This window comes from Brotaphodocola sp. (assembly GCF_050873065.1).
Lineage (GTDB): Bacteria > Bacillota > Clostridia > Lachnospirales > Lachnospiraceae > Brotaphodocola.
In genome coordinates this window covers 27825-40384 of record NZ_JBNMIC010000027.1, presented here as the reverse complement: position 1 = coordinate 40384, position 12560 = coordinate 27825, and the positions used below count along the sequence as shown (strand labels likewise).

Here is a 12560-nt window from a genome sequence, read left to right as displayed (position 1 = left end):
CGTTCTACTGTTGTTTGGTTTGTTTTTGTTCTGAATTTCTCAATTCAAAGATGTCTTTACCAAAAGACTCTTTTTTATAAGAATTTTCAGGGTTTTAAACACTGTTCAATCTTTCATTTTCAAGGTTCAGTTTGTTGCTTTCGTTCTCAGCAGCAACTCGTTCATTATATCAGAGTGTTGCGAGCTTGTCAAGCACTTTTTTAAAAGTTTTTTCGAAGCATTTCGCTTCGTTTTCGCTGTTGCTCATCAGCAACTTTGGTAGTTTATCATACCTCGTTGTGTTTGTCAACAACTTTTTTACTTTATTTTTTCAAGCTCTTTACCAGCATTTTGCTTTAAGAGTGAAAAAAAGAATCATTTGGAACTGAGCGGAGAAAGAGGGATTTGAACCCTCGCGCCGGTTGCCCGACCTACACCCTTAGCAGGGGCGCCTCTTCGGCCTCTTGAGTATTTCTCCGAACTTGTGATTCCATATGATCGCGATTTGAAACATATTTTGTTGTCAAACGCATGAGTAATTATACTTGATACAACCCTCTTTGTCAACAACTATTTTAAAGTTTTTTATTTTTCTCTTGATCTTTTGTCCTGTTTTGTCTTATTTAAGAAGAAAAGAGCCCGGAAAACCGGACTCTTTTCCAAAACAAAAACACTCTAAATTCAAATACGATTCAAATACGCTCCTGCTGGCTGCTATTTCGCATACTGTTTGATTGCAGTCTCATACAGATTATTTCCCTCGGAGTCAATCACGACAATCACCGGGAAATCGCGGACCTCGAGCTTGCGGATCGCCTCTGTTCCGAGATCGTCATACGCGATCACCTCAGAAGACTGGATTCGCTGGGAGAGCAGTGCACCTGCTCCTCCGACTGCGGCAAAATAGACGCTTCCGTTTCGCACAACCGCATCAATGACCGCCTGACTGCGTTTTCCCTTTCCGATCATCGCACCGAGACCGAGATCGAGAAGCTGAGGGGTATACTTGTCCATCCGGCTCGCCGTCGTCGGACCTGCAGAACCGATCGGACGCCCTTCTCTTGCCGGAGACGGTCCCATATAATAGACAACATTTCCCTTCCAGTCAAGAGGAAGTTCTTTTCCCGCCTCAAGCGCCTCATACATTCTCTTGTGGGCAGCGTCACGGGCCGTGTAGATTGTTCCGTTTAACAGCACATAATCTCCCGCATGCAGACTCTTTGCATCCTCTTTACTGATCGGTACCTGAATAGTTCGATTCATCCTTCTCTCCTCCTACAAAACCCGATGAGTATGACGATTCACATGACAGCAGATGTTGACCGCCACAGGAAGTCCTGCAATGTGAGTCGGATACGTCTCAATATTGACAGCAAGTGCCGTAACCGTACCGCCAAGACCTCCCGGTCCGATTCCCAGCGCATTGATCTTCTCAAGCATCTCTTTCTCAAGCTCTCTGACATAAGGAACCGGAGAAACCTCCTCGAGGTTTCTCGTGAGTGCGTGCTTTGCCATCATCGCACACTTCTCAAAAGTACCACCGATTCCGACACCGACCACCATCGGCGGGCAGGCATTCGGACCTGCATCACGCACAGCAGTGAGAATTGCTTCCTTCACACCCTCGATTCCGTCTGCCGGTTTGAGCATGAAGACACGGCTCATATTTTCACTTCCAAATCCCTTCGGTGCCAGAGTCAGATCAATCTGATCCCCCTCGACAATCTCATAATGAATAACTGCCGGGGTATTGTCTTTTGTATTCTCTCTCTCGATCGGATCGCGCACAATGGACTTGCGCAGATAGCCGTCTACATATCCGTCGTGAACACCCTGATTGATCGCATCCGTCAGACTTCCGCCCTCGATATGGACATCCTGGCCCACGCGCGCAAAGATCACGGCCATTCCGGTATCCTGACAGATCGGGATCATATCATCGCCTGCAATCTTTAAGTTCTCCTGAAGCTGATTCAAAATCTGTTTTCCGAGAGGGGACTCCTCCTTCTCGACAGCCTGCTTCATGCAGGCTGCCATATCGTCAGAAAGGAAATGATTTGCCTCAATGCACATTTCCTTCACTGCCCTGGAGATCTCCTCAGTTCTGACTGTTCTCACCATCGTTTCCTCCCGTCTCGAGATTGAGTTCCTCGATTCCGTCACCTTCCGACTTGTTTCCGTCGTCACGTACTTTTGCAATGCTTGCCACCCGAATATCAGAATCCTGGTCGATCGCCATCAGTTTCACACCTGATGTATTTCTTCCGATCACGGAGATGTCATCCACAGAGATCCGGATTACAATTCCCTCATTGGTGATAATCATCAGATCGTGCTCATCCTTCACAATCTTCGCGCCGACAATATCGCCGGTCTTATCCGTAATCTTGTAGCAGAGAACACCCTTTCCGCCACGGTTCTGTGCCGTGAACTCAGAAATCGGGGTGCGCTTGCCCATGCCATTTTCCGACACGATCAGCAGATAATCGCCCTGCGTATCTACCTGCATGCCGACAACCTCATCGCCCTCGTTGAGCTTCATGCCGATGACACCCATCGAGACACGTCCGGTCACACGCACGTCCGTCTCATGGAAGCGGATGCACTGTCCCTTCTTCGTGACAAGGAAGACGTCCTTGGTGTCGTCCGTCGCCTTGACCTCAATCAGATCATCATTCTCCCGCAGAACAATCGCCTGAAGACCATTTTTTCGAATATTCTCATACTCGCGCATCGGAGTCTTCTTCACCATGCCATTCTTCGTTGCCATGAAGAGGTACTCACTCTCATGGAACTCCTTCATCGGAATGATTGCGGTGATCTTTTCCTCTGGAAGCAGCTGAAGCAGATTTACGATTGCAGTTCCACGCGCTGTCCGGCTGCCCTCCGGGATCGCATATCCCTTCAGACGATAGACACGTCCGCGGTTTGTGAAGAACAGGATGTAGTTGTGCGTCTTTGTCAGCAGCAGATCCTCAATGTAATCCTCATCGATCGTCTGCATTCCGCGGATTCCCTTTCCGCCGCGGTTCTGGCTGCGGAAATTATCGACGCTCATGCGCTTGATGTATCCGAGCTTTGTGATTGCGACAACCGTGTTCTCATTCGGAATCAGATCCTCCATCGACATGTCGAACTCGTCAAAGCCGATCGAAGTCTTTCTGTCATCGCCGTATTTCTCAGAGATTGCAAGAATCTCCTCCCGGATTACACCGAGCAGCTTCTTCTCATCCGCAAGAATTGCCTTGAGTTCTTCGATTCTTGCCATCAGCTCCTGATACTCGTTCTCAATCTTCTCTCTCTCAAGACCGGTCAGTGCACGCAGACGCATATCAATGATCGCCTGAGCCTGCACATCGCTGAGTTCAAATTTCTCCATCAGCTGCTGTTTTGCAATCTGAGGAGTCGACGCAGCGCGGACAATCTGGATCACCTCGTCAATGTGGTCGAGGGCGATCAGCAGACCTTTAAGGATGTGAGCGCGCTCCTCTGCCTTGTTCAGATCATATCTGGTGCGGCGGGTCACAACATCCTCCTGATGGCTCAGGTAGTAGGTCAGCATTTCTAAAAGATTTAAAACCTTCGGCTGGTTATCCACAAGTGCAAGCATGATCACACCAAACGTGTCCTGAAGCTGGGTATGTTTGAGCAGCTGGTTGAGGACAATATTTGCATTTGCATCACGGCGAAGCTCAATCACAATCCGCATTCCCTGACGGTCGGACTCATCGCGCAGATCTGTGATTCCGTCCACACGCTTGTCTTTGACAAGCTCTGCAATCTTCTCGATCAGTCTCGCCTTGTTCACGAGATACGGAAGCTCCGTAACCACAATCCGGCTCTTTCCGTTCGGCATCGTCTCGATGTCAGAGACTGCGCGCACACGGATCTTACCGCGTCCGGTCCGGTAAGCCTCCTCAATTCCGGCTCTTCCGAGGATCTCCGCTCCGGTCGGGAAATCTGGTCCCTTTACGATGTCAAGAATCTCCTCGATCGAAGTCTCACGGTCTTCCTGTACGCGGTTGTCAATGATTTTCACAACAGCGGAAATAACTTCTTTTAAGTTGTGCGGCGGAATGTTCGTCGCCATTCCGACTGCAATTCCGGTCGTTCCGTTTACGAGAAGGTTCGGGAAACGTGCCGGAAGAACAACCGGCTCCTTCTCCGTCTCATCAAAATTCGGAACAAAGTCAACCGTATTCTTTCCGATATCCGCAAGCATCTCCATCGAGATTTTGCTCAGGCGCGCCTCGGTGTAACGCATTGCTGCCGCACCGTCTCCGTCCACAGAACCAAAGTTTCCATGACCGTCCACCAGTGGATAACGGGTCGACCACTCCTGCGCCATGTTGACAAGTGCTCCGTAAATCGAGCTGTCACCGTGCGGGTGATATTTACCCATTGTATCGCCGACAATACGCGCACACTTTCTGTGTGGCTTGTCAGGTCCGTTGTTCAATTCAATCATCGAGTAGAGCACACGGCGCTGTACCGGTTTCAGACCATCTCTGACATCCGGAAGCGCACGCGCAGCAATAACACTCATGGCATAATCGATATAAGATTTTTCCATGGTGGATTTCAAATCTATGTCGTGAACTTTATCAAAAATATTCGGTTCCATCTTTCTCTCCTATCTCTTCGGTATTCCGTTCGTATTTCGATTTACACGTGCTTAAATATCCAGATTCTGCACGTACTTTGCATTCGTCTCGATAAATTCACGTCTCGGCTCTACCTGATCGCCCATCAGCGTTGTGAAGGTCAGATCCAGCTCAGAAGTCACATCATCATCCATGTTGACGCGAAGAAGAATACGGCGCTCCGGATCCATCGTTGTCTCCCAGAGCTGTTCTGCATCCATCTCTCCAAGACCTTTGTATCGCTGAATCTTATTGTTGTTGTCTCGTCCTACTTCCTTGAGAATCTGGTTGAGCTCCTCATCGCTGTACGCATACCAGACTTTCTTGTTCTTCTCAAGCTTGTATAACGGCGGCTGAGCCAGATAAACATGTCCCTGCTTGATTAGCTCCGGCATGAAGCGGTACAGGAAGGTCAGCATCAGCGTGCTGATGTGGGCACCGTCGACATCGGCATCTGTCATGATGATGATTTTTCCGTAACGCAGCTTTGTGATATCGAAATCGTCGTGGATTCCCGTTCCAAATGCCGTGATCATTGCCTTGATCTCCGCATTTGCGTAAACCTTGTCCAGACGTGCCTTCTCGACATTGAGGATTTTTCCGCGCAGCGGAAGGATTGCCTGGGTATCTCTCGAGCGCGCTGTCTTTGCGGAACCGCCTGCGGAATCTCCCTCAACGATGAAGATCTCACACTTCTGCGGATCTTTGTTGGAGCAGTCTGCAAGTTTTCCCGGAAGAGTCATGCTCTCAAGTGCCGTCTTTCTGCGGGTTAAATCTCTCGCCTTTCTCGCTGCCGCACGAGCGCGCTGGGAGAGAATGGATTTCTCACAGATCGTCTTCGCTGCAACCGGATTCTGCTCAAGGAAATACGTGAGCTGTTCGCTGACGATGTTGTCAACTGCACCTCTCGCCTCACTGTTTCCAAGTTTCTGCTTCGTCTGTCCCTCAAACTGCGGTTCCTCAATCTTGACGCTGATGATTGCAGTCAGGCCCTCACGGATATCCTCTCCGCTCAGATTGTCCTCACTGTCTTTGAGAAGCTTATTCTTTCTCGCATAGTCGTTGATCGTCTTTGTCAGCGCATTTTTCAGACCTGCCAGATGGGTACCGCCCTCCGGGGTATTGACATTATTTACAAAGCTGTAAATGTTCTCTGTGTAGGAATCGTTGTGCTGCATTGCCACTTCCACATAGACATTATCTTTTGTTCCCTCACAGTAAATCACATTCTCATACAGCGGTGCTTTTCCCTTGTTGAGGTAAGTGACAAACTCACGGATTCCTCCCTCATAGTGGAAAACTTTGTCTTTCTTCTCCTCACGCTCATCCTTCAGTTCAATTCTCAAGTTCTTTGTCAGGAATGCCGTCTCCTGGAGGCGCACACGAAGAATCTCAAAGTCGTAAACCGTCTCCTCGAAAATCTCCGGATCCGGCAGGAAATGAACCTCTGTGCCGTGTTTGTCCGGGGCACACTCGCCCACAACCTTCAGCGGATACATGACTTTTCCACGCTCATAGCGCTGCTGATAAATCTTTCCATCCTGATAAACACGAACCTCAAGCCAGGTGGAGAGCGCATTTACTACGGATGCACCCACGCCGTGCAGTCCGCCGGATACCTTGTATCCTCCGCCGCCGAATTTACCGCCGGCATGAAGGATTGTAAATACAACCTCAACTGCCGGGATTCCGGCCTTCTTCTGAATGCCGACCGGAATTCCGCGGCCATCATCAATGACGGTAATGGAATTATCAGCATTGATGGTAACCTCAATCTTGTCGCAGAAGCCGGCTAATGCCTCATCCACCGCGTTATCCACAATCTCATACACAAGATGGTGGAGTCCCCGCGATGAGGTACTGCCGATGTACATTCCAGGTCTCTTCCGGACTGCTTCGAGTCCCTCCAAAATCTGAATTTGATCTGCTCCGTATTCTGCACTCATGTTATGTCCTCCTCATTCTCAATTCCATTCAAATTCCACATAAATCTAAATCTGTATTTCAATTCACAGCCTCTGAAAATTCTTCAAGCTTTTTCAACCGGTCTTTCGATCCTTCTGTAGACGATCTCAATTCTCACAGGAAACTGTGCCTTCCACAACCCGAAACAGCCGGTCAATGTGAAAGCGGTTGTTCACAAAATCTTCAAGTCCCGTACAGGTAATCATCGTCTGAATATGACAGATTGCATCGAGAAGCTGATTTTGTCTGCTTCCGTCCAATTCAGAAAGAACGTCATCCAACAGAAGAATCGGATAATCCTTCACCATTTTTTTTACCAGCTCAATCTCCGCTAACTTCAGCGAGAGTGCCGCCGTCCTCTGCTGTCCCTGGGAACCAAACTTGCGGATGTCGATGTCATTGACAAAAAATGCAATGTCATCCCGATGCGGGCCGGACAGCGTCGTCTTCTGCTTCAAATCCTGCGCCCGGCTCTGGCGGACGGCCATCTCAAGTTCATCAGCTCGCGCATTCGGGTCATAGACAATTCTGAGAGCTTCCTTCTCGCCGGACAGTTTTTGATGAATTCCGAAAATCAGTTCATTGAGCTGATGGATAAAGTCTTCCCGATACCGGATCAGCTCCTGTCCATACTGGACAAGCTGCATATCCCACACATCGAGTGTCTCCTCATATTCCGGATGAAATGCAATCTCCTTCAGCAGGCGGTTTCGCTGCATCAGAACACGGTTGTATGAGACGAGGGAGTGCACATACAGTTTATTCAGCTGGCAGAGTTCGAGATCGATAAATTTTCTGCGCTCGGAGGGTCCGTTCTTGATCAGATTCAAATCCTCCGGCGAAAAAAATACCACATTCACAATCCCGAACAACTCACTCGCACGCCGGATCGGGATTCCGTTGATCGCAACCCCTTTTGCCTTATTCTTTTTCAGATGCATGTCAATGCGGTAAGGCACATCCCGTTTTCTCACCGTCATCTTGATGTGAGACTCCTCCTCACCGAAGCGGATCATCTCCCGATCTTTGCTGCTCCGGTGTGATCTCGTCGTCGCACAGACATAGACCGCCTCAAGGACATTCGTCTTTCCCTGTGCATTGTTGCCGTAAAGAATGTTGGTTCCGGGGGAAAACTCCATATGAAGCTCCTCATAGTTCCGGTAATTCTTCAGTTCGATGGATTCAATAATCATAATACAATCCGGATGGTCTCTCCCTGATACGTCACGACGTCACCGTCACGAAGTTTCTTTCCTCTCTGGTATTCCACATTTCCATTCACCTTTACAAGGCCATCCTCAATTGCATACTTTGCGTCGACTCCGGTCTCGCACAGTCCGGCAGCCTTGAGCGCCTGACCAAGTTTGATATACTCATCTCTTAATTTGATTGTCTCCATAATTTTCCTTTCCAGACAGATTTTACCTTTCTGTCCTCACAAACTATCTGCAAATTATAGCAGATTTTGCGCTCTTCTGCACCCGTTTCGTAAATTTCATAGCACTTTGTGCAGGGAATGCTGAGTTATGAACACAGCCCTCTTATCCACACCTACTCATCCACATGAATGTGGATAACCTGTGCATAACCTTGTAGATATCCGAGCAGTCTGTTGACTGAAACAAATCTCTGTTTCATTATACCTCAGATGCGATAAAGTTGACCGGTAAAATCAGATAAATATAAGTTCCGTCCTCATCCTTGATGAAGCACGGGGATTTCGGGTTCATCATGTAGAGCTCCACGTCCTCATCATCGATGACACGCAGGGCATCGAGAAGGAACTTCGGGTTGAAAGCAATCATGATATCGCTTCCGGTCTTGTGCGCCATCATATCGGCATTCATCGAACCGAAGGAGGATTTGACTCTCATATTGATGCTGTTGTCCGTGACATTCAGGATAATCGGCTTGCGGTCGCTGTCGCGGATCATAATCATCGCACGCTCAATGTTATCCATAAACTCTCTCTTGTTGACTTTCACGCGGGTCTCATAATCGCTTGAGAGCATGTGGTCAATCTTAAAGTATTCTCCCTCGATCAGACGGGAAACGACAACGGTGTCCCCAAACTCAAACAGGATATGGTTCTTGCTGAAGTAGATCTGAACCTCTGCCTCATTGTCCCCGTTGAGAATTTTGCTGATCTCAGACAGGGTCTTTCCAGGGATGATCACCTTGTGGTCTTCATAATGATCTTTAAGGCGAATGTTGCGGATGGAGATTCTGTGGCCGTCGAGAGAGACAACCTTGAATACGTCATCCTTTACCTCCATGAGTTCACCAGCCATCATCTTGTTGCTGTCGTTCGGAGAGATGGAAAAAATCGTCTGACGAATAGATTCCTTAAGCGTGAACTGCGTTAAGGAAATATGCTGATCACGCTCAATGTATGGCAGGTATGAAAATTCTTCCCCATCTCTTCCCTGAATGTGGAAGGATGCATTCTCACATTCGATTGAGGTGTTGAAGCGATTGTCGCTTGTGATCGTCACAGGAGAATTGCCGTCCGGGAGCTTTCTGACAATCTCATAGAACAGCTTTGCCTCCAGAGCAATTTTTCCACGCTCAAGAATAGAGCCGTCCACTTTTGTTTCGATTCCCAGTTCCATATCGTTTCCGGTCAGTCTGATGTCGTTTGCATCGGCATTGATCAGAATGCATTCTAAGATGGTCATGGTCGTCTTGGACGGGATTGCCTTGGATACGATAGAGATTCCATTCAGCAGTGCGTCTTTCTGAAAAACGAGTTTCATTGTTGATAACTTCCTTTCTTGGTGATCTGGTGGGGACGGTCCTTATAATAGAAAGATATAAGTAAGTTTCCGTCGTAGTAGTAGTAGGCGTTGTGGATTTGTGGAAAAGTGGCTCAAATCCTTGTGGTTAAAGGAAAGTTGATGTGAATAACTATGTGGAAACTATGTAGATAACCAGGTGAGTTATCCACAGTTATCCACAATGAAAAATGTGCAAAAAATCGCGAAAAAGTTATCCACAGGATATCCACACAGTATCCACAAACAATCCACAGAGTTATCCACACCCCATTTTTTTCGATTTTTTCACTATCCACAGGCCATTGTGGATAAAATGTGGATAATGTGGATAAAAAAAAGCATGCTTTTTTTACGGATGAATCTTCTTTTTCAAGATGTCAATCGTGTTTTGCAGGCTCTGGTTGTTTGGCAGATCCTTTGTTATTTTTTCAATTCCGTGAAGGATGGTTGTGTGGTCACGTCCTCCAAGCACTTTTCCGATTACCTGGAGCGGAATTGCGGTCATGTTGCGGCACAGATACATCGCAATCTGACGTGGGTAAACGATCTCCTTGTTGCGTTTCTGGGAAATGATCTCCTGCGGAGTCAGATCAAAATGATCTGCGACAACCTGAAGAATCAGTTCCGGAGTGATGCTCTGCACACCGTCAGGTGATATGATGTCTTTGAGAGCTTCCTCGGCAAGGGCAAGGTTGATTTCCTTGTTGCTGCTTCCGGGATTTCCGAGTTTGGAGAGGGCAACGATCTTGGTCAAGGCGCCTTCAAGCTCTCGGATATTGGATTTAATATTTGTTGCAATGTACTTGATGACCTCGTTGTCAATGTTGTAGCCCTCAAGTTCTTCTTTTTTGCGGAGAATCGCCATACGTGTCTCGTAATCAGGCGACTGGATATCCACAGACAATCCCCATTCAAACCGGGAACGCAGACGCTCTTCGAGCGTTTCAATCTCTCTCGGTGGTTTATCCGAGGAGATGATGATCTGTTTCTTCGCGTCGTGAAGGGCGTTGAAAGTGTGGAAAAACTCCTCCTGAGTGCTCTCTTTTCCTATTATAAACTGAATATCGTCGATCAGAAGCACATCGATGCTCCGGTATTTCTCGCGAAACTCGGTTGTGGAATAGTTGTTCTTATTTCGGATCGCATCGATCAGCTCATTTGTGAACTTCTCGGAAGTCACATACATGATCTTTGTGTTTGGATTGTTCTTCAAAATAAAGTTGGCAATCGAGTGCATCAGATGCGTTTTGCCGAGTCCGACACCTCCGTAAATGAAGAGGGGATTGTAAATTTCTCCCGGAGATTCCGCAACTGCGAGGGATGCCGCGTGTGCCAGGCTGTTGTTTGCGCCGACAACGAAGGTATCGAAGGTGTATTTCGGATTCAGACCGGCTTCCTGAAGCGTCGTCTGGCTGACCATGAGCTGATTGTTCTGAACCAGCTGGTTTGCTTTGAGCTGTTCTTCCTGAATCTCATCTTTTACGACGAAATCAACCTTGCACTTGAATCCCGTGATCTCTCCGATGGAGACAGTCAGCATCGTGGTGTATTTCTTTTTGATGTATCCAAGGAAATGGGCATCCGGTACGACAAGTTTTACTACTGTCTCGTCTTCAATGGAGTAAACTTCAAGCGGGAGCAGCCATGTCTCAACGGAAACTTCGGAAATTCCGTACTCATCTTTTAAGAAGCGGATGATTTCCGGCCATTTTTCTTTCAGTGTTTCTAACATACCATGTCTCCTAATTCTGCTGTAACTGTAATAAAGATCGCTAAAAACCGTAAATGGTAAAGACAGTTACATTCTGATAAATAAATGATGCCAGGGAGAATTCCCCGACATGATAAAAAAGAGTAACTGCAAGAATGTGGGGCAGTTACAAAAATGTGGACCAGAGTGAAAAAATTGTGGATAACTCTGTGGATATCTTTGTGGATAATCCTCAGAGCACGCATAGACAGCGGACAAAATAAACAAGAGCTTGTTTGTGGATAACTCTGGACAAATTGTGGATACTTATTAGAACCCAATCTATTATTATTGTATACCAAAATGGGCTTTTTTTCAATGAGAATAGTAAAAACGGAGCGGTTTTCTGAAGATTATCAACATAGTTATCCACATCTTGTGGATAACTTCTCCCCAAACAACTATATCCTGTTTTTTGTCGAATTCATCCACAAATGCAAGAATCCGCGCGAAGAAAGAGAAGTTCCTGTCGAGAACGGGACGGTTATCCACATTTTGGGTGGTTGAAAACCATTGTGTATAAGTGGATAACTTATTGCTCTATATAGGTAGGAATTAGTTGATGTCAAAAACATAAGAAACTACTTGACGAAAATGAGGCTTTTCATTATAATTGAAACGATGTCAATTAAAATAGTCGTAATGTGTTCATCAGATAAGAGAGAATAAGAGGAGGTGCTGCGATATGAAAATGACTTTCCAGCCGAAGAACAGACAGAGATCGAAAGTTCATGGCTTCAGAGCCAGAATGAGTACTCCGGGCGGTAGAAAAGTACTTGCTGCTAGAAGAGCTAAGGGCAGAGCAAAATTATCAGCTTAATGAACGAAGGTCACAAGAAATTGTGGCCTTTTTCTTAAATTTAGGGATAATATGAAAAGATTTCCAAGTATCAGAAAAAATAGGGATTTTCAGTCTGTATACCGGACCGGGAAATCCTGTGCCAACAAGCAGTTGGTGATGTATGTAAAGCGGACGGAGGAGCCGGCAACCAGAATCGGAATTTCCGTCAGCAAGAAAGTCGGAAACAGTGTGGTGAGACATCATATTACCCGTCTGGTGCGGGAGAGTTTCCGTCTTCATGTGGACATGTTGGAGACTGGTTGTGACATCGTCGTGGTGGCGAGAGCCGCCGCAAAGGACTCAGATTATAAAACCATTGAGCGTGCATTTATGCATTTGTGCGGACTTCATAACATTGTAAGAGAATCGAAGTGAGAGAATGATTAAAAAAATCTTGATTTTAATGATTCGGGGATACCAGATTTTCCTCTCCCCGTTAAAAGTAAGGACTCACTGTATTTACACGCCGACGTGTTCTCAATACGCCATTGAGGCACTCACCAGGTACGGTGTGGTGAAAGGACTATGGTTGGCCACGAAGAGGATACTGCGGTGTCATCCGTGGGCAGAAGGCGGTTATGATCCAGTTCCGTAGCTTATGAGGA

General features: G+C 47.0%; 11 protein-coding genes and 1 tRNA gene. 3 read left to right on the top strand and 9 right to left on the bottom strand.

Going from position 1 to position 12560, the window contains the following annotated elements:
• Nucleotides 1-369: 369 nt before the first annotated feature.
• From ACR0QE_RS08650 to dnaA, 9 genes are all read right to left on the bottom strand, one after another.
• Nucleotides 370-457, bottom strand: a tRNA-Ser gene (locus tag ACR0QE_RS08650).
• A gap of 236 nt (nucleotides 458-693) precedes the next feature.
• On the bottom strand, nucleotides 694-1242 hold the full coding sequence (locus ACR0QE_RS08645) for a Fe-S-containing hydro-lyase (RefSeq protein ID WP_432627965.1): 549 nt from the start codon (nucleotides 1240-1242) through the stop codon (nucleotides 694-696).
• 12 nt (nucleotides 1243-1254) lie between these two features.
• Entirely contained in the window at nucleotides 1255-2100 is an 846-nt protein-coding gene (locus tag ACR0QE_RS08640; protein ID WP_432627964.1) for a fumarate hydratase, read from the bottom strand.
• Entirely contained in the window at nucleotides 2078-4603 is a 2526-nt protein-coding gene (gene gyrA / locus ACR0QE_RS08635; protein WP_432627963.1) for a DNA gyrase subunit A, read from the bottom strand. The genes ACR0QE_RS08640 and gyrA overlap by 23 nt, the downstream gene beginning before the upstream one ends.
• A 51-nt stretch (nucleotides 4604-4654) precedes the next feature.
• Complete coding sequence (gene gyrB / locus ACR0QE_RS08630) at nucleotides 4655-6568, bottom strand: DNA topoisomerase (ATP-hydrolyzing) subunit B (protein WP_432627962.1); 1914 nt, start codon at nucleotides 6566-6568, stop codon at nucleotides 4655-4657.
• Nucleotides 6569-6694: 126 nt separating this feature from the next.
• Nucleotides 6695-7780: a DNA replication/repair protein RecF gene (recF, locus tag ACR0QE_RS08625; RefSeq protein WP_432627961.1), complete on the bottom strand. Its 1086-nt coding sequence runs from the start codon at nucleotides 7778-7780 to the stop codon at nucleotides 6695-6697.
• Nucleotides 7777-7986 (bottom strand): RNA-binding S4 domain-containing protein, encoded by a 210-nt coding sequence (locus ACR0QE_RS08620; RefSeq protein WP_177977297.1) that lies wholly within the window; start codon nucleotides 7984-7986, stop codon nucleotides 7777-7779. The genes recF and ACR0QE_RS08620 overlap by 4 nt, the downstream gene beginning before the upstream one ends.
• 238 nt (nucleotides 7987-8224) lie before the next feature.
• Nucleotides 8225-9343 carry a DNA polymerase III subunit beta gene (gene dnaN / locus ACR0QE_RS08615; RefSeq protein ID WP_432627960.1) on the bottom strand — a complete coding sequence of 373 codons (1119 nt, stop codon included), beginning with the start codon at nucleotides 9341-9343 and terminating at the stop codon, nucleotides 8225-8227.
• 370 nt (nucleotides 9344-9713) lie between these two features.
• Nucleotides 9714-11096 (bottom strand): chromosomal replication initiator protein DnaA, encoded by a 1383-nt coding sequence (gene dnaA / locus ACR0QE_RS08610; RefSeq protein ID WP_432627959.1) that lies wholly within the window; start codon nucleotides 11094-11096, stop codon nucleotides 9714-9716.
• A gap of 703 nt (nucleotides 11097-11799) precedes the next feature.
• On the opposite strand from dnaA, the gene rpmH reads away from it, so the two are divergent.
• From rpmH to yidD, 3 genes are read left to right on the top strand one after another with little or no spacing between them, the layout of a single operon-like run.
• Nucleotides 11800-11934 (top strand): 50S ribosomal protein L34, encoded by a 135-nt coding sequence (gene rpmH, locus ACR0QE_RS08605; RefSeq protein ID WP_118532075.1) that lies wholly within the window; start codon nucleotides 11800-11802, stop codon nucleotides 11932-11934.
• Nucleotides 11935-11985: 51 nt separating this feature from the next.
• On the top strand, nucleotides 11986-12330 hold the full coding sequence (rnpA, locus tag ACR0QE_RS08600; RefSeq protein ID WP_432627958.1) for a ribonuclease P protein component: 345 nt from the start codon (nucleotides 11986-11988) through the stop codon (nucleotides 12328-12330).
• Nucleotides 12331-12334: 4 nt separating this feature from the next.
• Nucleotides 12335-12550, top strand: coding sequence for a membrane protein insertion efficiency factor YidD (gene yidD, locus ACR0QE_RS08595; protein ID WP_177977293.1), 216 nt, complete (start codon nucleotides 12335-12337; stop codon nucleotides 12548-12550).
• The last annotated feature ends 10 nt before the right edge of the window (nucleotides 12551-12560 follow it).

Excerpts from the sequence above, each read along its gene's own strand:
- yidD (WP_177977293.1), top strand. The coding sequence starts at position 12,335 with ATGATTAAAAAAATCTTGATTTTAATGATTCGGGGATACCAGATTTTC.
- rpmH (WP_118532075.1), top strand. The coding sequence starts at position 11,800 with ATGAAAATGACTTTCCAGCCGAAGAACAGACAGAGATCGAAAGTTCAT.
- gyrB (WP_432627962.1), bottom strand. The coding sequence starts at position 6,568 with ATGAGTGCAGAATACGGAGCAGATCAAATTCAGATTTTGGAGGGACTC.
- dnaN (WP_432627960.1), bottom strand. The coding sequence starts at position 9,343 with ATGAAACTCGTTTTTCAGAAAGACGCACTGCTGAATGGAATCTCTATC.
- ACR0QE_RS08645 (WP_432627965.1), bottom strand. The coding sequence starts at position 1,242 with ATGAATCGAACTATTCAGGTACCGATCAGTAAAGAGGATGCAAAGAGT.
- dnaA (WP_432627959.1), bottom strand. The coding sequence starts at position 11,096 with ATGTTAGAAACACTGAAAGAAAAATGGCCGGAAATCATCCGCTTCTTA.
- recF (WP_432627961.1), bottom strand. The coding sequence starts at position 7,780 with ATGATTATTGAATCCATCGAACTGAAGAATTACCGGAACTATGAGGAG.
- gyrA (WP_432627963.1), bottom strand. The coding sequence starts at position 4,603 with ATGGAACCGAATATTTTTGATAAAGTTCACGACATAGATTTGAAATCC.
- ACR0QE_RS08620 (WP_177977297.1), bottom strand. The coding sequence starts at position 7,986 with ATGGAGACAATCAAATTAAGAGATGAGTATATCAAACTTGGTCAGGCG.
- rnpA (WP_432627958.1), top strand. The coding sequence starts at position 11,986 with ATGAAAAGATTTCCAAGTATCAGAAAAAATAGGGATTTTCAGTCTGTA.
- ACR0QE_RS08640 (WP_432627964.1), bottom strand. The coding sequence starts at position 2,100 with ATGGTGAGAACAGTCAGAACTGAGGAGATCTCCAGGGCAGTGAAGGAA.